Here is a 21,456-nt window from a genome sequence, read left to right as displayed (position 1 = left end):
CTCCTTAAATAAACAAACTAGCTAACCAAATTAAAAATGCACATGTAATGATTTTCGAAATACTACTCTTTACAGCATACGAATAATCCTCTTCAGATTCTTTTTTGCTAGATAACACAGGCCAGATGAAAGATAGTAGTGCATCCATCCCTAATGCTTGCCAGACTGTAATTTTATCAACTGGAATGATTGTCGTTACAATCTCATTCCAACCAAATTGAACAACAAACGGTGAGATAATTGTTACGAGTAATACACCAATAAAAATTCCTAGTTTTTTCATTTTATAAATCCTCCTCTTTTACAAACACCCCATCAATCATCTTACCTTTGCGGTCCTTGATGACTTCATAAGCTTCTTCTAAGCAATTTTCAGCTGTAGTACCATTGCAAAATGAAACCGTACTAACCACGCTATCAAGAAACATCAAGTCTGCTTTGATTAACGGAACTTGTGTCTCGTTGTGGCAGATATGAGCGTATAGTTTTTGAGCTATATTACCTAAACTAGAAACCATCAACAGCAATTCAAGTTCCTGTTGATTCGCTGAAATCTGAGCACCATTCTTAATCTGTTGATCGAGCCCAATCAAAACTACCTGAATATCACCAAGCGCATCATAAATCAGTTCAGATTTATCCTTCGCAATACCCTCAAACAATTCACCTGACTCTTCCATCAGCTTCAAGAATTGTTTGACAGGATTCGCTTCATGTAAATTTCTATCAACAAACCACTGTTGAACCTTTTCTTCTAAATTCATTTTTGTATTCATCTTATTTTTCCTCCGTTTTCCTAGTAATCAAGTAGTAGCAATCAACGGATCCATAATCAATCCTGATGTTCTCACCACTCATGCTTTTCCAAAAGCGTGGATGACTGATTGCTGAGTAACTAGCCTGATGTTTCTTTAGTTCATTGATTGCACTATGTATGTGTGTGAAACGCCCGATGAGCATCTTTCGGTGCCCGTTGTAAATGAAGTATAGATTTATCATCCCTTCACCTCCACCGGATAGAAATTCCCAAATGATACTCTCAATGCCTTGCCAACCTGTAACGCAACTGCACGAGAGATAAACCGCATCGCCTTCCGCTCGTCCGAATACGAGACATCAATGCCAGTCACACTAATAGCCACAGACATCAAGAACGGTTTATCCTCTCTTGACCCATGTTTCAAGATAAACATCAGCCACCTCCATTTTCAAGCCTTTCAAGTAGTTCACGTTTACGCTCTTCGAGTTCCTTCTTGGTCTCATCACTGGTATTGTTGACATAGTTAGGTTGTGACCATTCAGGAACATTTGATTTTTGATTCCCTGACTGACCCTTGATTTTACTTTCTTTGTACGCTCGCTCACGTTCATCGACTGCTGCAATCGTCAAAACTCCATCGTTTTTCCAATTCGTCAAAATCGCTCTGATATAACTAAAATTCCTTTTACCATTATCAGCAGCAAGACCAATTGCTTTCAGGACAACCTTCGCTTCCATGCCATCCAATGTGATGAACTCTTTCAAGAGTTCAAATTGAGTTCCATCCAAGGGAGCGATACGAGACTGATATTCTTCGACGATGAGTGCGACTGGATTTTCATCTACATCTTTCTCTATCTCTGTATCTATATCTATATCTATATCTCCGTTACGCTTCGTTACATCGTTGTTACATTGTAACGCCAATTGATTTTCTCGAAACTTGCGAACCCTTCTGGCGCTTGCGGTTTCACTACCTACCATCTCAGGAACTTGCTCTAAGAAATAATCTCTGTCATTTTTTCTAGTCAGCAAACCTTTGCTTTCTAAAAAAAGCAAAGTAATTTTGATGTCTTCAACATTCTCATCAATCATAAGAGCGATTTCTTCAGCAAGATTATCAGCAAGTCCATCGTAGTAGATGCACCCTCCATCTTCCAAACTAATCAACATCATTTTGAGATAGATGATGGTATGCGTGTCGCCCCCTGCAATCTTCCGAAGCAATTTCATTTCTTTTGATTTGAAAAAATCCTGAGTGAGTTGAATCCAGTAGTATCGCTTGTTTTTAACAGCCATTGATACCCTCCGTTTCTCTACTAATCGACATCAGCTTTTACCACAATATCTAGACGCTTCGTCGCTTCATCTACTGACCTGCCGTCTAAAATATCCTTGATCATGTGGCTTATGTCATGCATCGTTTGAGCTTTTGCCTTACCTTTTTCGGTTTCTGGAACCAAGCCCAGTTCTTGCATAGTTAGAAAAGTAAGGCTGAATGCCTGCATTTCTTTTTGAAGTTGTTTGATTTTTTTGATTGTGCGAATTGCTTTAAACATTTTGTTCTCCTTATGCTCTCAATTTTCGTACTTCTTTTTCTAATTCTAAAATTTCATAAACATCATTGACATCGTACATAGTATCTTTCCCTTGCTTACGAAATCTTAATCCTTTGCGTTCTAGCATCTTGACATAGCCATGAGTGAAGCCGAATTTCTTCATCAAAGCCTGTTGATTGATTGGCATGCGATCATTCTCTAACTGCTCCTTGACCTGCTTTTCAGCAAAGGCCAATAATTGATTCGTGAACAATTCAGCACTTTCGCCGTCCAATCGTAATTGTAACGTTATTCCTTCCATTTTCTACATCCTCTCAACTATGCGGGCAAGCATTTTTGTGATATAATGGTTTTAATTATTTAAGTATGCGCCTGATTGCTATCAGGTGCTTTTTTATGCGCTATACGCATTCAATTCCATAATTTTCATTTTAGTATTGGTACTTGGTTCCCAAGTCATCCAGTAAGCAAGAGCAGCTTCTGCGAATTTTTTCGGTAGCAAGTCATAGCGACTGATATTAAAATGATCCTTGAAATCAATCTCAGCTTGTCTAAAGACTGACTGAGCGAAATTCTTATCCGCATAAGCTGGACTATCAATACCACCTAAGCAAGCAACGACACGAGCTTTACGCTTCTTCAGGAGCGACTGAGCGTAGCTTGGATGAATCGGTTGCTCACTCTTGAGATAGTCAATATCTTCCAGCATGGTCGCCTGTTGCTCACGCAATTTCTTTTGTCCAGTAAATAGAGCTATGAAGGCATCCTCGTCCAAGTCCTCACGTATAAATCCGCCCTGCTTGCGAATAGCTGGCAAGACCTCTGATGTCACCCAACGCTTAAACTCTTTCGCTTGAGGCAACTTGCTGGATAAGATAAGAGAGTAAAGACCAGATTCGTTGATTATGATAGTGTTTTGTGTTCGGCCTAAATTGTCGGTGAGTCCGTATTTCACGGAGTCATCTTCATCAACGTGCCGAGAAATTGCGTCCAGTGGTTTAGCATATCCTAAGATATCTGCAACATCCTTCCCGACAAACCAAGGCTCGTCATCAATTGTCAAAGTACGGACTTCCTGCCCGTGAAAATTAAAAATTTCGTTCATAATGTTCCTTTCTAAATAATGTACCTCTCCTCTAGCGCCTGATTTCCATCAGGTGCTTTTTTAGGTTTCAAATATATTGTTACCGTTTTGGTGACTTTCTTGGTAAAAAAATATCTTGCAAAGGTTTATCAAAAAAGCTACGCAAGAAAAACATTTCATCCTGAGTAAAAGCGCTCTGTCCCTTCTCTTTCTGACGATATGCCGTCTCAGAAATTCCAAGTTTTTGAGCTAATTCTTTCTGTGTAATGCCTTTTTCTTTTCTTAGTTGATACAAATAAATTTGCACGTTCCTACCTCCTTATCTTAATTCATCTATGCTGATTTCCAACGCATCAGCAATTTTGCATATGTTCGGCCAAGAAAGGTATTTCACCTTTCCGCTTTTCAAATCAGAAAAGAAACTACGGTTGACCCCAGACATCTTAGACAATTGATAGCCATTCAAATTTCTTTCCTGCATTATTCGGTTTAATTGTTCCCACATTTTTACACCTCGGATACTATATGTTGTTAAACAAATATATTTAATTAACAATATGTTGTGTTTTTCTGTTGCTCATGTTATAATCATTATTGACTAGGACCTCTCACCGTTTTAGTCAAAATTTCAACAGAAGGAGGTTCAAAAAATGAGTAAGCTTAGCCATAAGCCAAACCACGTTGTTAAGAAACTAACCTGGGAAAATCTCGATAATATTCTATTATCTAATTTTTCAGAGTCGACTACTGATAAACCTAGCGCAGTAATTCAGTTATCTGATTTTGAAATGTCTAAAGCTGAAATTATCGAAGAAGCAACCGCTCAAGGTTATCAAGTTATCGATAATTCTGATGGTTACTTAAAGTTTCTATAGCGAATTTTAAAGATGATATATTTGTACGATTTACATCAATATCTCTTTTTAACTTAGCAATCTGTCTATCAGATTGCTTTTTTCTTTTCCCACTATACGGATACCGTCTTGGTCTCATTTTCCTACTCCTTTCTCTATTATTTTCGCTCTATGAGCAATAGCTAGGAGAGGAATCGCACCTCTCTACGCTACCCTAGCTTCTTTCGCTTCTTCAACCTTTTCAAGAACTAAGATTGTAAGAGCCATTTCCTGAAAATCTTTGTCGTCAAATCCGATAACGTCTCCGTAAACTCTGATGGCCGTCAGTAGTGTGTTGTACAATTCGTACATATCATCTGACGATAGTTTTTCACGATCTAGGATTTCTCCTAATTTAAGTGAGCGTTCTCTACGGTTCTTAACTTGTAAGATTTCTTTTGCTAGTGCGATTTGTTCTTGTGTTGTAAGTCCTTTATTCATGTTGTTTCCCTCCGGTTTGTTTTTGTTATTTCCTTAAGCTTGATTTAATTATATCACCATTTTGGTGACTAGTCAACAGTATTTTGATTAAAAAGTAAAAAAAGTTGCGTTTTCGGTGACTTTTTTATATAATCTACTTATAGAATTACTGAAATTGAGGTACGGAACATGGATTTGAAAAAATACATTGGAAACCAAATTAAAACCTTTCGAAAATCAGCCAGTTTTACTCAAGATGAGCTTGCAAAAAGATTGAATACTACAAAACAAACAATCAGTCGATACGAAAAAGGAGAAAGAAAAGCAAATCAAGATATGCTTTTTAAGTTATGTGATATATTTGATGTTTCGATTGATGATTTCTTTCCTGCTGTCTCAAAAAATGCAGTAGAATCCACCAACTCACTCCCATACGCTTCGGATTTACTCACTCAGCAGATTACAGATAAAGTGGTACAATTAACCACCCAAAATAAAAAAATCGTGCTACGAACGTCTGAGGAGCTTCTGGAGAGTCAAAAAAACGAAGAAGAAACGAAGATAACCGAAGTATCGGAAGTCATTCAGCTCTACAGTTACGACTACTACGACCACCCAGCTTCTGCAGGTACAGGGCAGTATTTGAACGATGTTCGAGTGGAACGGATTGAGTTGCCAGTAGATGTTGATACCGATTTTGTCATCCCAATCAAAGGGGACTCTATGGAGCCTGACTACCACGATGGCGACCTTGTCTTTATCCAAACCAGCGTGGACTTAAATAACGGTGTTATTGGAGTATTCAACTACAACGGTGATGCTTATATCAAGCAGCTTGTCATCGATAAAGAACAGGCATACCTACATAGCTTGAACCCAGCGTACAAAGATATGCCAATCACCCCAGAAACAGACTTCCGAATTATAGGCGAAGTAGTGGATTTGTACAGGGAGAAATAACATGAGTGACGAAAGCAGACCAATGGAAGTGATTAAACACAACCTGGATTGTCAATGTCATAGACGAAGAGAGTGGATTAGAGTCAATGATAAGTGGCATGCTATCGAGTTTTCGGTAGACGATCCAAACGAACCTCCTATGACCGAAGAAGAAAAAGCCAATGTAGCCTTAATTATTCAACAACACTTATCAAAAAAATCCGAATAACAAAAGACTCTATAAAGACAGTAAATTAAAAAAGGAGAATATCCATGAAAAAACTACTAACTACAACAACTATCTTGCTTTCCGCTACTGTTTTAGTAGCATGTTCTAATAGTCAGTCAACTTCAAAAGGTAATACTGAGCAATCTAAAACGGAGCAAAAAAACACTACTTCAACAGATACAAAAGCCAAAGTAGATAACAGCAAATATGATGAGTTAATCTCTGAAATCAAATCAAAATTAGATCCTGAATCAACTGGAGCAATAAGCGTAAAGATTCAAAATAATGTAATCGATTCAGACTCATCTGAACCACATGATACTATCATGATTTTGATAACTGGAACGGCTAAAGATAAGGCCAAAGAAGCTCTTGGTGCAGTCCAATCAAATTCCGCTACTACTGACCAGAAAAATGCAATCACTTTGCTTCGTATGTCTATTTCTGAATTTGCTAAAAAGCTACCCGACGAGAATGCTACTCTTTCCCTCGGTTACGAAAAATCTGCTGACCAATACGACCTAATCGCTAAATCTTCAAAACAGAAAGATATTATTCCTGTTGGCGAAATCATCGTAGAATAAAAAAAATCCTCACACTCTCCGACGGCCATCTTTGAGTGTGAGGTTTCAATCTTCCATATAGCAAGCAATGGAAAAGATGATAAAAAAATACAACTATAGTTTATCATAAATTCTGCACCTTTTCAACTATGCGGGCAAGCAATCGAAAAGAAAGGACTTTTTATGATAAAAAAATACATTACAAAAAAAGGAGAGACTAGATATCTCTTTCAAACATACCTGGGCATAGACCCTGCAACTGGAAAAGAAAAACGCACAACACGCCGTGGTTTTAAGACCATCAAAGAGGCCAAGGCAGCCGAACGTGATCTTCTCTTAGATGTTGAAGAGAATGGTTTTTCAAGTAATGCAGATTTCCAGAACCCTACATTCGCTGAAGTTGCTGAGCTATGGCTTGAAAGCTACAAGAGCACTGTAAAACCAACAACTTATCAGAACACTAAGAAGAAACTTAATGTTATGATTGACTCATATTTTACAGATATGAAGATTCAGCAAATCAGTGTAGCTTATTGTCAAAAGGTTGCTATCAAGTTAAGTAAACGCTATATCCTATATTCTAATTACTACTCTGTCATCAGCCGTATTTTCAAGTATGCCGCTTCTCTTGACATCATTAAGTCAAATCCTTTAGACAAGATTATCAAGCCTAAAAATAAGCCCTTAAAGGTCAAAGAGAACTACTATACAAAGCAGGAGCTAACGGATTTTCTTACAGTTTCCAAAGCAAATTGTAAGCCAGTAGACTATACCTTTTTTCACTTACTCGCTTTTTCTGGATTGAGAACTGGAGAAGCAATCGGCCTCATGTGGTCAGATGTTGACTTTGAAAATAAACGGTTAAGCATTTCTCGCACGGCTGTCGTGATTGGTAAAAAACAAACTGTTCAGGATCCTAAAACCAAAAGGAGTAAGAGGGTTATCACCTTAGATGATGAAACTCTGAATGTTTTGAAACTCTGGAAACGACAGCAAATAAAAGAATATTTCCAGGCTGGTGTGCCTTACAAACATGATTCGAATTATATCTTTACAAATAATAGCGGTGGATGGCTTTTAGCTGCAACTATGAAAGTGAAACTTAGCAGATTCTTTCGTAAACACAATAAGCTTAAAAAAATTTCGCCTCACGGATTTAGGCATACACATGCTTCTCTTCTGTTTGAAGCTGGTGTTACAGCAAAAATTATTTCAGATAGACTCGGTCACAATAATGTTCAAATCACTCTTGATATGTATACCCACATCAATGATAATCAACGTGTTGAAGTCGTTGACCAGCTCATGGATTTCATCCGCTCCAGCTAAAAGTAAAGTCGTATTCAATATCGTATTCACTTTTGGTTAACACGCTAGAAGTCCACTGGTTTCAAAGGATTAGCAAGCTATGTACTATTTATGGTATAATGAAAGAATGAAATACCCAAAAATTGATTTAAAAGAAGTTCGTCAACAAGCTAAACAGTTTCAAGCTGAACATCCACGTTTATTGCTTGTCTTTTTATTACCAAGCATTTTCTTGATTCTATCCAGCTTTATCAGACCTTTATCCCTACTTGATGAGGGAATTCTTGAGCAATCCTTCTTTACTTTTTTGATGAGCTTGATCCAGTCTTCACTCTTTCCTCTAGCAGTCGGATTTACAAGTTCTATTATCCTAGCTGGTGCTCTGTTTACAACCATTAATCTTTACAGAATTTCCGAGATAGAGCTTTCCTTTAAAGATAGCCTGTCCTTACTTGACAACCGCTTCTTCACCCAGACCTTTCTGACTCTCTTGCTCAAGCGTTTCTATCTCTTTTTGTGGAGCATCCCTAATCTTTTTGGTGTCTACTTGCTCTTTTATAGCAGTGCCATGGCTCGTAAATTTGTAGAACTTCATCCCGAATTTCCAGCCGTAGACGTCACCAATTCAGATATCGAACATTTTCTGCTCACTTTTGCACTCTACTTCTTTGGTAGCGTCTTTCTGATGATTTTGGGAACCATTGCCTATCTGCCGCAATACTACGCTTATTCCCAAGTAGAGCTGCTCCTATGTGATACCCTTGCAATTGGAATTGCCAAGCCAAGTCGTGTACTCAAAACCAGTCGCTTCCTTATGAAAGGCTATAAGTTCCAACGCTTCGTTCTTGATTTACAGCTACTTCCTTGGTATCTCCTTATCTGGATCAGTTTCGGAATTGCGAGCATCCCTACTTTCCCTTATATCTATAGTAGTCAATTCTTCTTTTATCAAAGATTACTCGAAATCAAGCGGAGAAAAGTTTAATGTGAATGATTAAAACCAGCACCTTCAATAGAAAGTGCTGGTTGTTTTTATCTCAAGAAAAGGATACTCAAGAGTGCTAAGATTGCTGGGCCACCTTGCTTGAGAATGATTTTTTTATCTGCTGTTAAGGCACCATAAGTAGCTGCTCCTATGACAAATAAAACAAAGATTGTTACGATTTCTAAGCTATGTGAGAAATAAATTCCGTAAATAAGAAATACCCCAATCAAGGCATTATAAATTCCTTGGTTTTTGAAAAGTGAGGTTACAGATGGTCGAGTCAACTCTTCCATTTCCATATTAAAGACTCGACTGGTGGCGTCTGATTGGGTTGCTATACTTTCCAAATAAAAGATATAAAAATGTTCGAGGGCAACAATAGTTGCTAAAATAGTAGTAATGATTGACATCGTTTTCTCCTTAAAATTCTATTTTTTCTAATCCTGATACTAGTTTTGTCAACAAAGCTATCAGGTCTTGCTGCTCAGTAGAGGATAAGATGTTCTCCATCTGCTCCTTCACTCGCAAGTGATGTTTAGGCGGATTGACCAAGAGTTGATTCTTGGCTTCTTGGGTTAATTCAACTAAGACTTCTCGCTGATTGATTGGATTCCGATTGCGACTGACATAGCCCTCTGACTCCAGTATCTTAAAATGACGGGTCAAGGCTGCCTGGTCAATCTGTAACTTCTCCTGAACGGCAATCTGGTTACAGGGTGACTGTTGCAGTAAAAACTGCAGGATTTGATAGCGGGTCAAACTAATTCCCAATTGTTTCTCAAAAAGTTGAGTGATGGTCTGATCTGTTAAATGGAGCTGGTATAGCAATTCATGCATTTTTAGTATTTTCTCCTTTCTTTTATATTTGATTTATCAATAGTTGACTTATCAAGTATAATGCAATCTTAGTAAAAACGCAACTATTTTGCTCACTCCGAAAAAATAGCCTCTTGGTTTCAATCCCAAAAGGCTATTACTTCTATATTCTAAATAAAATCAAGCTATTAGCCTACCAAGTCTACTTGAAGGATTTCTCCCTCTTTATCGATGACAACTTCGATGGCGTGGCCTGCAAAAATTTCCTCGCTATCATCATAGTAGAGAGTCAATTCCCCATCTTCGTTGATTGATAGTTCACTCAAGGAAAGTGAGTTGGTAAAATACTCTTCTGTTAACTCCACATCATTTTCATCTGAATCAATCCAGTCTTGAGCTGTTTCCCACAATTCTTTGACGATATAGTTTTTAATCTGAGCATCATGGACTTGGAAAGTTCCCATAAATTTCTTTAAATCATTGAAAGAACTTGGAGGAAGACTTTCATCTGCACCCGCATCAAACATAGCATGAATCTTACCGCCTTCATAGGTGATGAAGCCTTCAAACCAAGAATAGGCTCTATTTAGGGTGAACTCGCCAAGAGCGTCTTGAATGATAACAGGTTTTTGATAGCTTTCAATCAAGGTCTCTAACCTAGAGTCCGTGGATTGGTCATCTAGGTATTCCAGCAAGCGGTAGCAGTTGTTAGCCACTTCTGACATATAAGGCTCTAGCTCCATGAAGGGGCGTTTTTGACATTTAATACGATGAATTTTGTAGGGTTCAAAACTAAAACCCCAATGCTTTTCTTCAAATTCTTCTGGAGTCAAGAGCCATTCCAAACGTCCTTCAAGTTCAGAAAAGTCCTGAGTTGCGACATTGACACTAGCTTTAAAATGAACGGACGGCATTAGACACCCATCTTTTAAAGAAGCAGCCCCATTTACATTTTGGAGGGTAAAAATCAAGAGTTCGACAATTTCTCCAGTAAATTCCTGTTCAAAATCATCTCTTGTTTTCTCAAATGGAGTTTTTAATCGGTTTGTCATCCTTATCATCCTTTCGCTCTATGCTTAAAATCGTTAGACAGTTTTGTATTCGCTTACATTATATCGTGTTTTAGATTTTATTTCACTTAGAAAGTGTGTCATAACAAAAAAAGAAGCGGAAACTCAAGTTCCCAACTTCTTATTATTCTTAGTTCATCGATACGTGAACGTGGTCATAGTGGTTTTCTGTAACACTACCACGGTCTGGCATTGGATTCCAAGTGTAGGCTGGTCCGTATTTGCTATCGTATGGTGCATAGAAACGTTGTTTCCAGATGATGTAGCTGATGCCACGGCTAGCCATATTTTGGATAGCATAATCTGCAATTTGGTCACCAAGAGCAGAACTTACTGGAACCATAAAGTCAATGGCAAGTCCTTTTCCGTGGTCTCCACTATCTCCTGGACGGTAACCACTAAATGATGTGATTCCGAACAAGTTAGCTACTTCCTCTTTAAAGGCAGCCGTTTGTGGCTGAAGACCTGCATTTTCTGATTTTGAAGCTGCAATACTTGCATAATCAGGTGCTGCTGGTGCTGCATAAGTCGCTGATGAAGCTTGGCTTGCTTCAGCTTGATAAGTTGATGGTGCTGATTGAGCCTCTGTTACAGTCTCTGTAACTGGTGCTTCTGTTGTAGTCGTTTCTTCCACTACAGGAGCCTCTGTTACAGCTTCTGTTGTAGCTTCAGTAGTTGCTTCTGCGGTCTCAGCAGTTGTAGTCGTTGTTTCTTCTGACGAAACTGTAGTTTCTGCTACAGTTTCAGTTTCTGCAACTGGTTGTGTCAAATCTTCAACTTGTACAGTTTGGTCATCTACTGTTACTTGATTCGTTGTTAAGTCTGCTGTTGCACTTGCTACATCAGAACCTACTTCTTGAGGTGTATAAACCTCAATCTCTGTTACTTCCTCATTGTCGTTAACAATTGTAGTCAGTACAGTTTCTGGGAAAATCAAATCAATATTCGTGATTTTGTTCAAGTTTGCAAGGACATTTAAGTCTACTCCCAAAGCCTCTGCAATTGTGCTTAGGGTATCTCCATACTTAATGGTATAACTTGTTTTATTTTCGCTTTTAGCAACATCGTTTTGAATTTGCTCAACTGTACGTGGCGACCATACAATTTCCTCTGCTTGAGTTGCCAAGGTAGGGGCAAGTGATAGGGCTACTGTTGATGCTAAAATAATTCGTTTCTTCATACTATTCAAACTCCTTTTCAAATGTAGTACCTGTCTATCATAACACAAAGAAAATAGAAAAAAAGCCCTTTTGGGGCTATTTAACAGAACTGTACATTCGTTGTAACAAATCACATTACTTGAAATAGTTTGTTAGTTTCTTGTCATCAGGCTGACACATTCTTCTTAAAGAAAGTTCTAGAAGGAAAACGAACTAATATCTTCTAAACGCTCTATCTGTTGATTACAAGTTGCAGGTGAGGCAAGGAAATTGATACTCTGGATGCCACTATTTTGAGCAAATTCGATATCCAAAGTCCGATCACCGATATAATAAGTTTGTTGTGGATCTAGTTCATACTTATCTAGAAGATAAATCGCAGCTTCTGGACTAGGCTTTCGAGTAAAACCACTTTGATTGGTTAAAATCTCTGTGAAATAGTGGGCCAAACCCAAATTTTCCAAAATTGTAAAAGCATTGTCCCCTTTATGGGTATAAACAAACTGCTCAATTCCTTGCTGGTCTGCCCAAGCTAAGATTTCACGCGCCCCTGGCATCAGAACAACTTGAGCATTCTTCTCAGCCAAACTCTGAGCACGAACCTGATTGAGCATATCAGCATCCAAGCCTCTCTCTTCTCCCACCTTTTCCAACAGATCTTGAACGGAAGTTTTTAGAATAAAGGCACGAACCTCAGCCTTATCATAAGGAATGTCAAACTGGGCAAAAGTCTCTTCGATTCCTGCTAAGATAGCCTCATAAGAGTCTAACAAGGTCCCATCTAAATCCCAGATAAATCCAATTTTTTTCATATGTCATCCTTTCAAAGAGATATATTGCTTATAACGATAGCGCAGGAAGAACCAACGAAAACCATTATCCAAAAGCGTTCCTGCCCAAATACCAGGCAAGCCCCAACCAAGAATAATTCCCATCAGGTACCCTGTTCCGATACGGATACACCACATTCCGATACTTGTCGCATAAAAGGGGAGGCGTGCATTCCCCAAACCCTGCCAGACAGCTGTATAAATGACTGTTCCCGTCGTCATAGGTGTCCCCAGTAGAGAGAACAGCGTCACCATAACACTGGCTTCAATAGCCACAGGATCACTAGTGTAGAGGTGACTTAGGGGCGTTCCCAGAGTATAGATACTAAGTGTTAAGGGCAACATAAGAAAGAGGGAAAGCCAAAAAGTTTGCTTACTTAAGTTGTCTACCCTTGCCCAATCATCTTCCCCAACTGCTCGAGCTACCTGCATGACTGTTGCTGTCGCAACACCGAAGGCAGGCATATAGTTGAACTGAGTCAAAACTTCACCGATAGCATTTCCCGCGACTGCCTCCGTCCCAAAGGAAACAACCAAGGCAATAATGACTACATCACCAGCCCTCATCATGAGACGTTCTCCCGCTGCAGGCAAAGCCAGAGTCAGCAAGTCTTTATCCAGTCCAAAGCTTGGTCTCGTATATGGAAGTTTTAATTGTGACCACAAAATCACAACCCCGATTAAACGTGACAAAATAGTCCCCCAAGCTACACCAGCTATGCCCATATCAAGAACAAAAATAGCTAGACTTGAAAAGACAATATTCAAGGCATTGGATAAAAGACTCACATAAAGGGGAAGGCGCGGATTATGAGTGGCGCGAATCAAGGCTCCTAGACTAGTCATCAAGCCCAAGAGGACGATTGTCCCACCAACCAAAGCTAGGTATAGTCCACCACTCTCAGCCACAGCCGCTTCTGTCCCCAAAAGACCAATCATCTCTTGACCGGCAAAGATGGACAAGCCCCCTAAAACTAAACTCAGTAGCAGGGTTATCTTGAGCGCTTCTGTCACATGGTAGGCTAGTCTAGACTGGTCCTTCTGCCCCAAACTTTTGGAAATAACACTGGAAATCGCAGCTCCTAGAGCAATAAAAATTGCCTGGTAAATGGTGATAATATTGCCCGCTACAGATACACCCGAAATGGCTATCAAACCTAGATGGGCTACCAGATAGCTATCCACCATTCCCATGAGCATCTGCAAGAAATTTTCACCCATGGCTGGCAGAGCTATGTTGAGAATGTCTTTATTTTTCTTAAACAATCCTTCCTCCTGATGAAAAGAAACTCAGTTAGTTGCCCAACCGAGTTTACTTCCTCTGCTTTAAAGTCCTAGATAAGATTCTACTGCAGTCTGCATCTCTGCTGCTGCAACAGTTGTCTTGTGACGAACTGGAGCTGTTTCGAGCCCATCAACTGCTGGTGGCACTGCTACTCCTGAAATTTCGTGTAATTGAGCCAAGACTTCAAAGTCGCTCAAACCTGATTGTCCAGTTACAGCTTCCACCGCAACCACTGGGAATTTGTAAGGACTAGCTGTTGATGCAATCACTGTCTTGGTCGCATCACCAGTCGCTGCTTGGTATTTTTTAAATACGGCTGAAGCAACTGCTGTATGAGGATCCTCGATATAAGAATCTGAGTCGTAGACACGCTTAATTTCTGCTGATGTTTCCGCTTCTGTCGCATACTCTGCCGCAAAAAGATCAAGAATCTCTGCATCAAAATCTGTCAACTCATATTGACCTTGAGTGTTCAAGGCATTCATAAGTTCAGCGGTCTTAACAGCATCATTTCCCAAAAGGTGGAAAATCAAACGCTCCAAGTTTGAAGATACCAAGATATCCATAGACGGACTAGTGGTCACCTTAAACTCACGCTTCTTGTCATAGACACGAGTTTTGAAGAAGTCTGTCAAAACATTGTTGTCATTTGAAGCACAGATCAACTTACCAACTGGTAGACCGATTTGCTTAGCGTAAAAGGCAGCCAAGATATTTCCAAAGTTTCCTGTCGGTACGGTGAAGTTGACCTTGTCACCAGCCACAATTTCGCCAGTTTTAACAAGCTGAGCGTAGGCATACACATAATAGACAATTTGTGGTACCAAACGGCCAATGTTCATAGAGTTGGCTGATGAAAATTGCAACTTGTTAGCTGACAATTTTTCACGAAGAGCCACATCGTTGAACATATGCTTGACGTTGGTTTGAGCATCGTCAAAGTTTCCATCGATAGCGATAACATGAGTGTTGTCCCCAGTTTGAGTGGTCATTTGCAACTCTTGTACCTTGCTGACACCATCTTTTGGATAAAAGACGATAATTTCAGTTCCAGGAACATCCGCAAATCCTGCCATAGCAGCTTTCCCAGTGTCCCCAGATGTCGCTGTCAAAATGACAATCTTGTTTTCCAGGCCATGTTTCTTAGCTGCCGTTGTCATAAAGTATGGCAAGATAGACAAGGCCATATCCTTAAAGGCAATTGTTGAACCGTGGAAAAGTTCCAAGTTGTATTGGCCATCAAGTTTGACAAGAGGAGCAATAGCTGGTGTATCAAACTTGCTGTCATAGGCGTTGGTAATACAGTAGTCCAACTCCTCTGCTGTAAAGTCATCCAAGAAAGCTGACAAGACCAGCTTAGCCACTTCTTGGTAAGAAGCATCTTTTAATGTGTCAAAATCCAAATCTACCTTTGGATAACTAACCGGAGTAAATAAGCCTCCATCTGTTGCCAAACCTTGCAAAATCGCCTGGCTGGCTGTTACGGTATTTTTTGCGTCTCGCGTTGATTGATAAACTAATGTCATAAATCTCTATCCTTTATCTATAGTCTCATCCATTATAACATGATTTTTCAGAAAATTCTTCCTTTATAAGAAAATTATAGAGTCAATTTTTCTTTCAAAGGCTCTAAATAGGTTGTTTCTTGCTGACCTCTCATTTCAAGACCTTGCTCTGCTATAGCTAGCAAATCTTTTGAGAATTGAACAATTCCAGCTGTCTCCTCATCTGAAAGCTGTTTCTGAGAAAACTGGCGTCTCAATGACTTGTAGTCACGACCAAAGTGTTCAAAGAAAGGAGCTGTCTCTAGGTAAGCTTCAAGCTTGTCTAGATTTACCAACAAACCTAGATGAAAGGCTGCTGAAGCAAAGGTTCGGTCTAGGGGTTGCGTACAAACACTACGGAATTCAACCGTCCCTCGAGTTGTTAGGTCTTGATATTGGTAACTACGGTGCGTTTGAAAATCCTTCTCTTGAGGAACAAGCAGAGTTTCTTTTCCATTTAGAGTATAGGCCGAAACTTCCTCAGTAGCTAGGTAATCTCTAGCCCGAATCGGAGAAAAATAGTAGGTTTCCCCATCTCGTTCTGCTGTAAAAATCGCAGAGCGGTCTAGATAATCAAAGAAATCATCCTCATCTTTGAAGAGTTTTGCATTGACACCAACATTCTCTGGATAAATCCCATGCATGGAAGCTTCCCAAAAAATATCCCGTGAAATCTTAGTATCCCATTCTGCTCCCGAAAACTCAGAATTGGCAAATAAGTAAGCTTTTGCTGCTTCAATCTGAGTGAAAGCATTGATAACTCGTAGGTAGTTAACAGTCGATACATCCAACTGAACTTGACTCCCACAGATAAAAGCACCGTATTGTGGAAAGTCATGCAAATCAGCTCTATCTTGGCGACTTCCCATCTGTAGGTAATCCATCAGCATCTGGTAGCGTGGATAAGCCACCGGTCGATTGTCATTGATATCCCAGTTTGGATGAATTCCCCACCCCTGGATAGCATGATCCTTTTGGCCTAGTTTTTCCTGAATGACCTTCATATAAGCTTGAAATCGTCCTTCGACCTCTTGGATTTTCTGGGCTCTACCAAAGGCAAACTCCAAGGTCGTGTAGGAAACCTCAAACAGAATCCGATCCTGACTTTTTGGTTCTACAAGTTGAATCGGATTTCCGTCCTGGTCCTCCTTTTCAACTTCCAAGCTGAGAGCATCCACCAGAAAGCGCATCAAGTCCTTACTGACTTCAATGTCTGTCGCTTGCCCATTTACATGAACGATAGGAAACTCCAACTCAATCCCAATATAGAGATCTGGATTTTCTTTTATATTTTTTAAATAACGGTTTTTCAATAACTGAACAGAAGGGGACATAGATACCTCTCACTCTAAATTCTCTTACTAGAAAGATCAATTGCTTTCTATATTATACCAAAATCCCCTCGAGAAGAAACTCAGAAAATTTGCTGAAAACCTTAAAGAGGCGATCTAAAGTCAACTTTTCTAGTATTTATAGGTATTTACTCGTCAATGCATCAATCTTACTTGTTCAATTTTCACAGTCTTATCAACCGGTTAAGCGATTACATGGTTTTTTACCTCAAAACCATTGTACTATAGTAAATATAGTGATATACTTCACATATAAGTAAATAAGAGGGCAGTTCAAATTCGACTTCACTTGAAAACCTCTCAAGCCAAGCCCCTTTTCCACTGCACCTTAACGACTAATCAAGGAGGATAGCTATGAAAGCTGTTGTTGTAAATCCAGAAGGCACTGGTGTTGCTATTGAAGAAAAAGTTCTCCGTCCACTCGAAAATGGGGAAGCTCTTGTAGAAGTTGAGTACTGTGGTGTCTGCCACACTGACCTCCACGTTGCCCATGGTGACTTTGGTAAAGTTCCAGGACGCGTTCTCGGTCACGAAGGTATCGGTATCGTCAAAGAAGTTGCTCCTGATGTAAAAAGCCTCAAAGTTGGCGACCGTGTCAGCGTAGCTTGGTTCTTTGAAGGCTGTGGTATGTGTGAATACTGTACAACCGGACGAGAAACTCTTTGCCGTTCCGTAAAAAATGCAGGCTACTCAGTTGACGGCGGTATGGCTGAACAATGTATCGTAACTGCAGATTATGCTGTTAAGGTTCCAGATGGTCTCGATCCAGCCCAAGCTTCTTCTATCACTTGTGCCGGTGTTACTACATACAAGGCTATCAAAGAAGCAAAAGTTGAACCAGGCCAATGGGTTGTCCTCTATGGTGCTGGAGGCCTTGGTAACTTGGCTGTCCAATACGCTAAAAAAGTATTCAACGCTCACGTTATCGCAGTAGATATTAACAACGATAAACTTGCTCTAGCTAAAGAAGTTGGTGCTGATATCGTGATTAATGGTCTTGAAGTTGAAGATGTTCCAGGCCTTATCAAAGAAAAAACAAACGGTGGTGCTCACTCAGCTGTCGTAACAGCTGTCTCAAAAGTTGCCTTTAACCAAGCAGTTGATTCTGTTCGTGCAGGCGGTCGAGTAGTTGCTGTTGGTCTCCCATCTGAAATGATGGAACTTAGCATCGTCAAAACAGTTCTTGACGGTATCCAAGTCATCGGTTCCCTTGTTGGAACACGTAAAGATTTGGAAGAAGCCTTCCAATTTGGTGCTGAAGGTCTCGTTGTACCAGTCGTTCAAAAACGCCCTGTGGAAGATGCCATTGCTGTCTTTGATGAAATGGCTGCTGGAACCATCCAAGGTCGTATGGTTCTAGACTTTACTCACTAAGATAGAAATTAAGCAAAAAATCGAGGTCGGGACAGAAAATCCCACCTCGTTTTTTTGTAATAAAATTTTGACACGACAACTAATTGGACTTGGGGCATTTTTTAGACGCCCAAGAGCACTACTGACGTAAACTTCCTAGTCCCTCTGCTTTTTTATATTAAATTTTTTTACCATTTTATAGATGATTTTATAAAAAAATGATATATCAATATTTGTAAAAATGGAAATTTGAGATTTTTTTCACTCTTTATTATAATTAGTTGCTTTTTTTCTGAAATCGATTTATACTTAAGGAGTCTTAAAGTTTTCTTAAACTACAAGTCAAACATTTTATAAGGAGGAATGACAATAATGAGTATCGGAATCATTATTGCGAGCCACGGTGAATTTGCTGCGGGTATTCATCAGTCAGGATCTATGATCTTTGGTGAACAAGAAAAGGTTCAAGTTGTAACCTTTATGCCAAACGAAGGTCCAGATGATTTATACGCCAAGTTCAACAATGCTGTGGCTGCATTTGACGCAGAAGATGAGGTTCTAGTCTTGGCTGACCTTTGGAGTGGCTCTCCATTTAACCAAGCTAGCCGCGTAATGGGAGAAAACCCTGAGCGTAAATTTGCCATCATCACAGGACTTAATTTACCGATGTTGATCCAAGCTTACACAGAGCGCCTTATGGACGCTGCTGCTGGAGTGGATAAAGTCGCTGCGAACATCATTAAAGAAGCCAAAGATGGCATCAAGGCTCTTCCAGAAGAGCTAAACCCAGCTGAGGAAGTTGCAACTGCTGCAGCTGCTCCTGTAGCCCAAGCTGCTATTCCAGAAGGAACTGTTATTGGAGACGGTAAATTGAAAATCAATCTTGCTCGTCTTGATACACGTCTTCTTCACGGACAAGTCGCAACTGCTTGGACACCAGATTCAAAAGCAGACCGTATCATCGTTGCTTCAGATAACGTTGCAAACGACGATCTTCGTAAAGAGTTGATCAAACAAGCTGCTCCTAACGGAGTGAAGGCTAACGTTGTTCCAATCAAAAAATTGATTGAGGTTGCAAAAGATCCTCGTTTTGGTGAAACACACGCCCTTATCTTGTTTGAAACACCTCAAGATGCCCTTCGTGCTATCGAAGGCGGTGTGCCAATCAAGACTCTTAACGTTGGTTCAATGGCTCACTCAACTGGTAAAACAATGATCAACAACGTATTGTCAATGGACAAAGACGACGTTGCTACATTTGAAAAAATGCGTGATCTTGGTGTTGAATTTGACGTACGTAAAGTACCAAACGACACGAAAAAAGATTTGTTTGACTTGATTAGCAAAGCTAACGTTCAATAATTAAAACTAAATAGAAAAGGAATAAAACCATGTCAGATATTTCATTCATTTCTGCTATCTTGGTTGTAGTTGTTGCCTTCTTCGCAGGTCTTGAAGGTATCCTCGACCAATTCCAATTCCATCAACCAATCGTAGCATGTACCCTTATCGGTCTTGTAACTGGTAACCTCGAAGCAGGGGTTATGCTTGGTGGATCACTTCAAATGATCGCCCTTGGTTGGGCTAACATCGGAGCTGCCGTAGCTCCTGACGCTGCCCTTGCCTCTGTTGCTGCTGCAATCATCATGATCAAAGGTGGTAACTTTACTACTGAAGGTATCGCAGTCGCAACTGCAACTGCAATCCCTCTTGCAGTAGCTGGACTTTTCTTGACTATGATCGTTCGTACAATCTCAGTTGGTTTGGTTCACACTGCTGACGCTGCTGCTAAAGAAGGAAACATTGCTGCTGTTGAACGCGCTCACTACTTTGCCCTTGCTCTTCAAGGTCTACGTATTGCTATCCCAGCTGCACTCTTGCTTGCAATGCCAACTGAAGCCGTTCAAGGCGTATTGGAACTTATGCCAGAATGGCTTAAAGGTGGTATGGCTGTCGGTGGTGCTATGGTCGTTGCCGTTGGTTACGCTTTGGTTATCAACATGATGGCTACTCGTGAAGTATGGCCATTCTTCGCTATCGGTTTTGCTCTTGCAGCAATCTCTCAATTGACTTTGATTGCCCTTGGTGTCATCGGTGTTGCCCTTGCCTTCATCTACCTCAACCTTTCTAAACAAGGTGGAAACGGCGGAGGAGGAGCTGCAACTTCTAACGATCCAATCGGTGATATCCTAGAAGACTACTAGAAAGGGGAACAATCATGGCTGAAAAAATTCAATTATCAAAATCAGATCGCCAAAAAGTTTGGTGGCGTTCACAATTCCTTCAAGGTTCTTGGAACTACGAACGTATGCAAAACTTGGGTTGGGCTTACTCTTTGATCCCAGCTATCAAGAAACTTTACACTAAAAAAGAAGACCAAGCTGCTGCTCTTGAGCGTCACCTCGAGTTCTTCAACACTCACCCATACGTAGCTGCCCCAATCATGGGGGTTACTCTTGCACTTGAAGAAGAACGCGCAAACGGTACTGAAATCGATGACGCTGCTATCCAAGGTGTTAAGATCGGTATGATGGGACCTCTTGCTGGTATCGGTGACCCAGTCTTCTGGTTTACAGTTCGTCCTATCCTTGGTGCCCTTGGTGCATCACTTGCTGCAACTGGTAACATCGTTGGTCCACTTCTCTTCTTCTTTGGATGGAATGCAATCCGTATGTCTTTCCTATGGTATACACAAGAGTTTGGTTACAAGGCTGGATCTGAAATCACTAAAGATATGTCAGGTGGTATCTTGAAAGACATCACTAAAGGAGCTTCTATCCTTGGTATGTTCATCCTTGCCGTTCTTGTACAACGTTGGGTATCAATCAACTTCACTATCAACCTTCCAGGTAAACAATTGTCAGAAGGTGCCTACATCGTCTTCCCAGAAGGTCCTGTTACAGGTGGAGAATTGAAGGGAATCCTCGGCCAAGCACTTAGCGGATTGAGCTTGGATAGCGTTCAACCACAAACCCTTCAAGGACAGTTGAACTCATTGATCCCAGGATTGATGGGACTTCTCCTTACTTTCCTTTGCATGTGGTTGCTTAAGAAAAAAGTATCTCCAATCACAATCATTCTTGCCCTCTTTGTAGTTGGTATCGCAGCTCGTTTCTTCGGTATCATGTAATCTCGGTGAGAATTTACAAACAAAAAAAGAATCAGGTTTATCACCCAATGTCATTAAGTTAAGAAATTCAAATACAATTCTGTATTTGGGTTTCTTTTTTTATGTGCTAAACTGATAGTTAAGGAGGTACTTCCTATGATAAAACAGATAAAAGCCCACTTGAATAAGAGTATTCA

At 40.1% G+C, this 21,456-nt stretch carries 29 protein-coding genes; 10 read left to right on the top strand and 19 right to left on the bottom strand.

What is annotated here, in order from left to right; genetic code table 11:
- Window positions 1–4: 4 nt before the first annotated feature.
- From TZ96_RS04330 to TZ96_RS04285, 10 genes are all read right to left on the bottom strand, one after another.
- The gene (locus TZ96_RS04330) at window positions 5–283 is read right to left on the bottom strand and encodes a hypothetical protein (RefSeq protein WP_045763055.1); all 279 of its coding nucleotides are present in this window, start codon (window positions 281–283) and stop codon (window positions 5–7) included.
- 1 nt (window position 284) lies between these two features.
- The gene (locus TZ96_RS04325; RefSeq protein ID WP_045763054.1) at window positions 285–776 is read right to left on the bottom strand and encodes a MazG-like family protein; all 492 of its coding nucleotides are present in this window, start codon (window positions 774–776) and stop codon (window positions 285–287) included.
- A gap of 1 nt (window position 777) precedes the next feature.
- Window positions 778–999 carry a hypothetical protein gene (locus TZ96_RS04320; RefSeq protein WP_045763053.1) on the bottom strand — a complete coding sequence of 74 codons (222 nt, stop codon included), beginning with the start codon at window positions 997–999 and terminating at the stop codon, window positions 778–780.
- Entirely contained in the window at window positions 996–1,193 is a 198-nt protein-coding gene (locus tag TZ96_RS11085) for a hypothetical protein (protein WP_045763052.1), read from the bottom strand. Before TZ96_RS11085 ends, TZ96_RS04320 begins: the two co-directional genes overlap by 4 nt.
- Window positions 1,193–2,059 (bottom strand): phage replisome organizer N-terminal domain-containing protein, encoded by an 867-nt coding sequence (locus TZ96_RS04310; protein WP_045763051.1) that lies wholly within the window; start codon window positions 2,057–2,059, stop codon window positions 1,193–1,195. The genes TZ96_RS11085 and TZ96_RS04310 overlap by 1 nt, the downstream gene beginning before the upstream one ends.
- Before the next feature lie 20 nt (window positions 2,060–2,079).
- Complete coding sequence (locus TZ96_RS04305; RefSeq protein WP_045763050.1) at window positions 2,080–2,319, bottom strand: hypothetical protein; 240 nt, start codon at window positions 2,317–2,319, stop codon at window positions 2,080–2,082.
- A gap of 10 nt (window positions 2,320–2,329) precedes the next feature.
- A complete protein-coding gene (locus TZ96_RS04300; RefSeq protein ID WP_052696554.1) occupies window positions 2,330–2,620 on the bottom strand; it encodes a hypothetical protein in 291 nt (96 codons plus the stop codon).
- A 93-nt stretch (window positions 2,621–2,713) separates the two neighbouring features.
- Window positions 2,714–3,424, bottom strand: a complete 711-nt coding sequence (locus TZ96_RS04295; protein WP_045763048.1) for an ORF6C domain-containing protein — start codon at window positions 3,422–3,424, stop codon at window positions 2,714–2,716.
- Window positions 3,425–3,503: 79 nt separating this feature from the next.
- Window positions 3,504–3,710, bottom strand: a complete 207-nt coding sequence (locus tag TZ96_RS04290) for a helix-turn-helix transcriptional regulator (RefSeq protein WP_045763047.1) — start codon at window positions 3,708–3,710, stop codon at window positions 3,504–3,506.
- Between the two features lie 12 nt (window positions 3,711–3,722).
- A complete protein-coding gene (locus TZ96_RS04285) occupies window positions 3,723–3,908 on the bottom strand; it encodes a helix-turn-helix domain-containing protein (protein WP_045763046.1) in 186 nt (61 codons plus the stop codon).
- 145 nt (window positions 3,909–4,053) lie between these two features.
- Here TZ96_RS04285 and TZ96_RS04280 point away from each other — a divergent pair, with 145 nt between their 5' ends.
- Window positions 4,054–4,278 (top strand): hypothetical protein, encoded by a 225-nt coding sequence (locus tag TZ96_RS04280; RefSeq protein WP_045763045.1) that lies wholly within the window; start codon window positions 4,054–4,056, stop codon window positions 4,276–4,278.
- Between the two features lie 183 nt (window positions 4,279–4,461).
- Here the strand turns inward: TZ96_RS04280 and TZ96_RS04275 are convergent, their stop codons facing one another.
- A complete protein-coding gene (locus tag TZ96_RS04275; RefSeq protein ID WP_045763044.1) occupies window positions 4,462–4,737 on the bottom strand; it encodes a hypothetical protein in 276 nt (91 codons plus the stop codon).
- 168 nt (window positions 4,738–4,905) lie between these two features.
- Here TZ96_RS04275 and TZ96_RS04270 point away from each other — a divergent pair, with 168 nt between their 5' ends.
- From TZ96_RS04270 to TZ96_RS04250, 5 genes are all read left to right on the top strand, one after another.
- Window positions 4,906–5,676: a S24 family peptidase gene (locus tag TZ96_RS04270; RefSeq protein ID WP_045763043.1), complete on the top strand. Its 771-nt coding sequence runs from the start codon at window positions 4,906–4,908 to the stop codon at window positions 5,674–5,676.
- 1 nt (window position 5,677) lies between these two features.
- Complete coding sequence (locus TZ96_RS04265; protein ID WP_045763042.1) at window positions 5,678–5,884, top strand: hypothetical protein; 207 nt, start codon at window positions 5,678–5,680, stop codon at window positions 5,882–5,884.
- Between the two features lie 44 nt (window positions 5,885–5,928).
- Window positions 5,929–6,468, top strand: coding sequence for a hypothetical protein (locus TZ96_RS04260; RefSeq protein WP_045763041.1), 540 nt, complete (start codon window positions 5,929–5,931; stop codon window positions 6,466–6,468).
- 162 nt (window positions 6,469–6,630) lie between these two features.
- Window positions 6,631–7,776 (top strand): site-specific integrase, encoded by a 1,146-nt coding sequence (locus TZ96_RS04255; protein ID WP_045763040.1) that lies wholly within the window; start codon window positions 6,631–6,633, stop codon window positions 7,774–7,776.
- A gap of 106 nt (window positions 7,777–7,882) precedes the next feature.
- The gene (locus TZ96_RS04250) at window positions 7,883–8,740 is read left to right on the top strand and encodes a DUF975 family protein (RefSeq protein ID WP_045763104.1); all 858 of its coding nucleotides are present in this window, start codon (window positions 7,883–7,885) and stop codon (window positions 8,738–8,740) included.
- Between the two features lie 47 nt (window positions 8,741–8,787).
- On the opposite strand, the gene TZ96_RS04245 is transcribed toward TZ96_RS04250, so the two are convergent.
- The 8 genes from TZ96_RS04245 to TZ96_RS04210 all read right to left on the bottom strand — a co-directional run bounded on the left by TZ96_RS04245 (window position 8,788) and on the right by TZ96_RS04210 (window position 16,779).
- Entirely contained in the window at window positions 8,788–9,150 is a 363-nt protein-coding gene (locus TZ96_RS04245; RefSeq protein WP_045763039.1) for a DUF1304 domain-containing protein, read from the bottom strand.
- A 10-nt stretch (window positions 9,151–9,160) separates the two neighbouring features.
- Window positions 9,161–9,577, bottom strand: a complete 417-nt coding sequence (locus TZ96_RS04240; protein ID WP_431305819.1) for a MarR family winged helix-turn-helix transcriptional regulator — start codon at window positions 9,575–9,577, stop codon at window positions 9,161–9,163.
- 167 nt (window positions 9,578–9,744) lie between these two features.
- Entirely contained in the window at window positions 9,745–10,608 is an 864-nt protein-coding gene (locus TZ96_RS04235) for a DUF2262 domain-containing protein (protein WP_045763037.1), read from the bottom strand.
- Window positions 10,609–10,756: 148 nt separating this feature from the next.
- Entirely contained in the window at window positions 10,757–11,806 is a 1,050-nt protein-coding gene (locus tag TZ96_RS04230; RefSeq protein WP_045763036.1) for a LysM peptidoglycan-binding domain-containing protein, read from the bottom strand.
- Between the two features lie 177 nt (window positions 11,807–11,983).
- Complete coding sequence (locus TZ96_RS04225; RefSeq protein ID WP_045763035.1) at window positions 11,984–12,598, bottom strand: HAD-IA family hydrolase; 615 nt, start codon at window positions 12,596–12,598, stop codon at window positions 11,984–11,986.
- Window positions 12,599–12,601: 3 nt separating this feature from the next.
- A complete protein-coding gene (locus TZ96_RS04220; protein ID WP_045763034.1) occupies window positions 12,602–13,882 on the bottom strand; it encodes an MATE family efflux transporter in 1,281 nt (426 codons plus the stop codon).
- A gap of 60 nt (window positions 13,883–13,942) precedes the next feature.
- The gene (gene thrC / locus TZ96_RS04215; protein WP_045763033.1) at window positions 13,943–15,427 is read right to left on the bottom strand and encodes a threonine synthase; all 1,485 of its coding nucleotides are present in this window, start codon (window positions 15,425–15,427) and stop codon (window positions 13,943–13,945) included.
- Window positions 15,428–15,501: 74 nt separating this feature from the next.
- Window positions 15,502–16,779, bottom strand: coding sequence for a glutamyl-tRNA synthetase (locus tag TZ96_RS04210; protein ID WP_045763032.1), 1,278 nt, complete (start codon window positions 16,777–16,779; stop codon window positions 15,502–15,504).
- A gap of 372 nt (window positions 16,780–17,151) precedes the next feature.
- On the opposite strand from TZ96_RS04210, the gene adhP reads away from it, so the two are divergent.
- The 4 genes from adhP (at window position 17,152) to TZ96_RS04190 (ending at window position 21,280) form a co-directional block, all read left to right on the top strand.
- Window positions 17,152–18,171 carry an alcohol dehydrogenase AdhP gene (gene adhP / locus TZ96_RS04205; protein ID WP_045763031.1) on the top strand — a complete coding sequence of 340 codons (1,020 nt, stop codon included), beginning with the start codon at window positions 17,152–17,154 and terminating at the stop codon, window positions 18,169–18,171.
- A 351-nt stretch (window positions 18,172–18,522) separates the two neighbouring features.
- Complete coding sequence (locus TZ96_RS04200; RefSeq protein ID WP_045763030.1) at window positions 18,523–19,512, top strand: PTS sugar transporter subunit IIB; 990 nt, start codon at window positions 18,523–18,525, stop codon at window positions 19,510–19,512.
- A 29-nt stretch (window positions 19,513–19,541) separates the two neighbouring features.
- Window positions 19,542–20,354 (top strand): PTS mannose/fructose/sorbose transporter subunit IIC, encoded by an 813-nt coding sequence (locus tag TZ96_RS04195; RefSeq protein WP_001280303.1) that lies wholly within the window; start codon window positions 19,542–19,544, stop codon window positions 20,352–20,354.
- 14 nt (window positions 20,355–20,368) lie between these two features.
- The gene (locus TZ96_RS04190; RefSeq protein WP_045763029.1) at window positions 20,369–21,280 is read left to right on the top strand and encodes a PTS system mannose/fructose/sorbose family transporter subunit IID; all 912 of its coding nucleotides are present in this window, start codon (window positions 20,369–20,371) and stop codon (window positions 21,278–21,280) included.
- Window positions 21,281–21,456: the final 176 nt, after the last annotated feature.

This window comes from Streptococcus infantis (assembly GCF_000963255.1).
In the GTDB taxonomy this organism is placed as follows: Bacteria; Bacillota; Bacilli; order Lactobacillales; family Streptococcaceae; genus Streptococcus; species Streptococcus nidrosiense.
The sequence above is the reverse complement of the archived record's forward strand: the minus strand, read 5'-3'. Positions and strand labels throughout refer to the sequence as shown.

What these genes read in the sequence shown, in the direction of transcription:
- TZ96_RS04295 (WP_045763048.1), bottom strand. Translation starts at nt 3,424, where the DNA reads ATGAACGAAATTTTTAATTTTCACGGGCAGGAAGTCCGTACTTTGACA.
- adhP (WP_045763031.1), top strand. Translation starts at nt 17,152, where the DNA reads ATGAAAGCTGTTGTTGTAAATCCAGAAGGCACTGGTGTTGCTATTGAA.
- TZ96_RS04200 (WP_045763030.1), top strand. Translation starts at nt 18,523, where the DNA reads ATGAGTATCGGAATCATTATTGCGAGCCACGGTGAATTTGCTGCGGGT.
- TZ96_RS04275 (WP_045763044.1), bottom strand. Translation starts at nt 4,737, where the DNA reads ATGAATAAAGGACTTACAACACAAGAACAAATCGCACTAGCAAAAGAA.
- TZ96_RS04210 (WP_045763032.1), bottom strand. Translation starts at nt 16,779, where the DNA reads ATGTCCCCTTCTGTTCAGTTATTGAAAAACCGTTATTTAAAAAATATA.
- TZ96_RS04265 (WP_045763042.1), top strand. Translation starts at nt 5,678, where the DNA reads ATGAGTGACGAAAGCAGACCAATGGAAGTGATTAAACACAACCTGGAT.
- TZ96_RS04310 (WP_045763051.1), bottom strand. Translation starts at nt 2,059, where the DNA reads ATGGCTGTTAAAAACAAGCGATACTACTGGATTCAACTCACTCAGGAT.
- TZ96_RS04300 (WP_052696554.1), bottom strand. Translation starts at nt 2,620, where the DNA reads ATGGAAGGAATAACGTTACAATTACGATTGGACGGCGAAAGTGCTGAA.
- TZ96_RS04245 (WP_045763039.1), bottom strand. Translation starts at nt 9,150, where the DNA reads ATGTCAATCATTACTACTATTTTAGCAACTATTGTTGCCCTCGAACAT.
- TZ96_RS04250 (WP_045763104.1), top strand. Translation starts at nt 7,883, where the DNA reads ATGAAATACCCAAAAATTGATTTAAAAGAAGTTCGTCAACAAGCTAAA.
- TZ96_RS04280 (WP_045763045.1), top strand. Translation starts at nt 4,054, where the DNA reads ATGAGTAAGCTTAGCCATAAGCCAAACCACGTTGTTAAGAAACTAACC.
- TZ96_RS11085 (WP_045763052.1), bottom strand. Translation starts at nt 1,193, where the DNA reads ATGTTTATCTTGAAACATGGGTCAAGAGAGGATAAACCGTTCTTGATG.
- TZ96_RS04285 (WP_045763046.1), bottom strand. Translation starts at nt 3,908, where the DNA reads ATGTGGGAACAATTAAACCGAATAATGCAGGAAAGAAATTTGAATGGC.
- TZ96_RS04235 (WP_045763037.1), bottom strand. Translation starts at nt 10,608, where the DNA reads ATGACAAACCGATTAAAAACTCCATTTGAGAAAACAAGAGATGATTTT.
- TZ96_RS04190 (WP_045763029.1), top strand. Translation starts at nt 20,369, where the DNA reads ATGGCTGAAAAAATTCAATTATCAAAATCAGATCGCCAAAAAGTTTGG.
- TZ96_RS04255 (WP_045763040.1), top strand. Translation starts at nt 6,631, where the DNA reads ATGATAAAAAAATACATTACAAAAAAAGGAGAGACTAGATATCTCTTT.
- thrC (WP_045763033.1), bottom strand. Translation starts at nt 15,427, where the DNA reads ATGACATTAGTTTATCAATCAACGCGAGACGCAAAAAATACCGTAACA.
- TZ96_RS04260 (WP_045763041.1), top strand. Translation starts at nt 5,929, where the DNA reads ATGAAAAAACTACTAACTACAACAACTATCTTGCTTTCCGCTACTGTT.
- TZ96_RS04240 (WP_431305819.1), bottom strand. Translation starts at nt 9,577, where the DNA reads ATGCATGAATTGCTATACCAGCTCCATTTAACAGATCAGACCATCACT.
- TZ96_RS04230 (WP_045763036.1), bottom strand. Translation starts at nt 11,806, where the DNA reads ATGAAGAAACGAATTATTTTAGCATCAACAGTAGCCCTATCACTTGCC.
- TZ96_RS04195 (WP_001280303.1), top strand. Translation starts at nt 19,542, where the DNA reads ATGTCAGATATTTCATTCATTTCTGCTATCTTGGTTGTAGTTGTTGCC.
- TZ96_RS04320 (WP_045763053.1), bottom strand. Translation starts at nt 999, where the DNA reads ATGATAAATCTATACTTCATTTACAACGGGCACCGAAAGATGCTCATC.
- TZ96_RS04270 (WP_045763043.1), top strand. Translation starts at nt 4,906, where the DNA reads ATGGATTTGAAAAAATACATTGGAAACCAAATTAAAACCTTTCGAAAA.
- TZ96_RS04330 (WP_045763055.1), bottom strand. Translation starts at nt 283, where the DNA reads ATGAAAAAACTAGGAATTTTTATTGGTGTATTACTCGTAACAATTATC.
- TZ96_RS04325 (WP_045763054.1), bottom strand. Translation starts at nt 776, where the DNA reads ATGAATACAAAAATGAATTTAGAAGAAAAGGTTCAACAGTGGTTTGTT.
- TZ96_RS04305 (WP_045763050.1), bottom strand. Translation starts at nt 2,319, where the DNA reads ATGTTTAAAGCAATTCGCACAATCAAAAAAATCAAACAACTTCAAAAA.
- TZ96_RS04225 (WP_045763035.1), bottom strand. Translation starts at nt 12,598, where the DNA reads ATGAAAAAAATTGGATTTATCTGGGATTTAGATGGGACCTTGTTAGAC.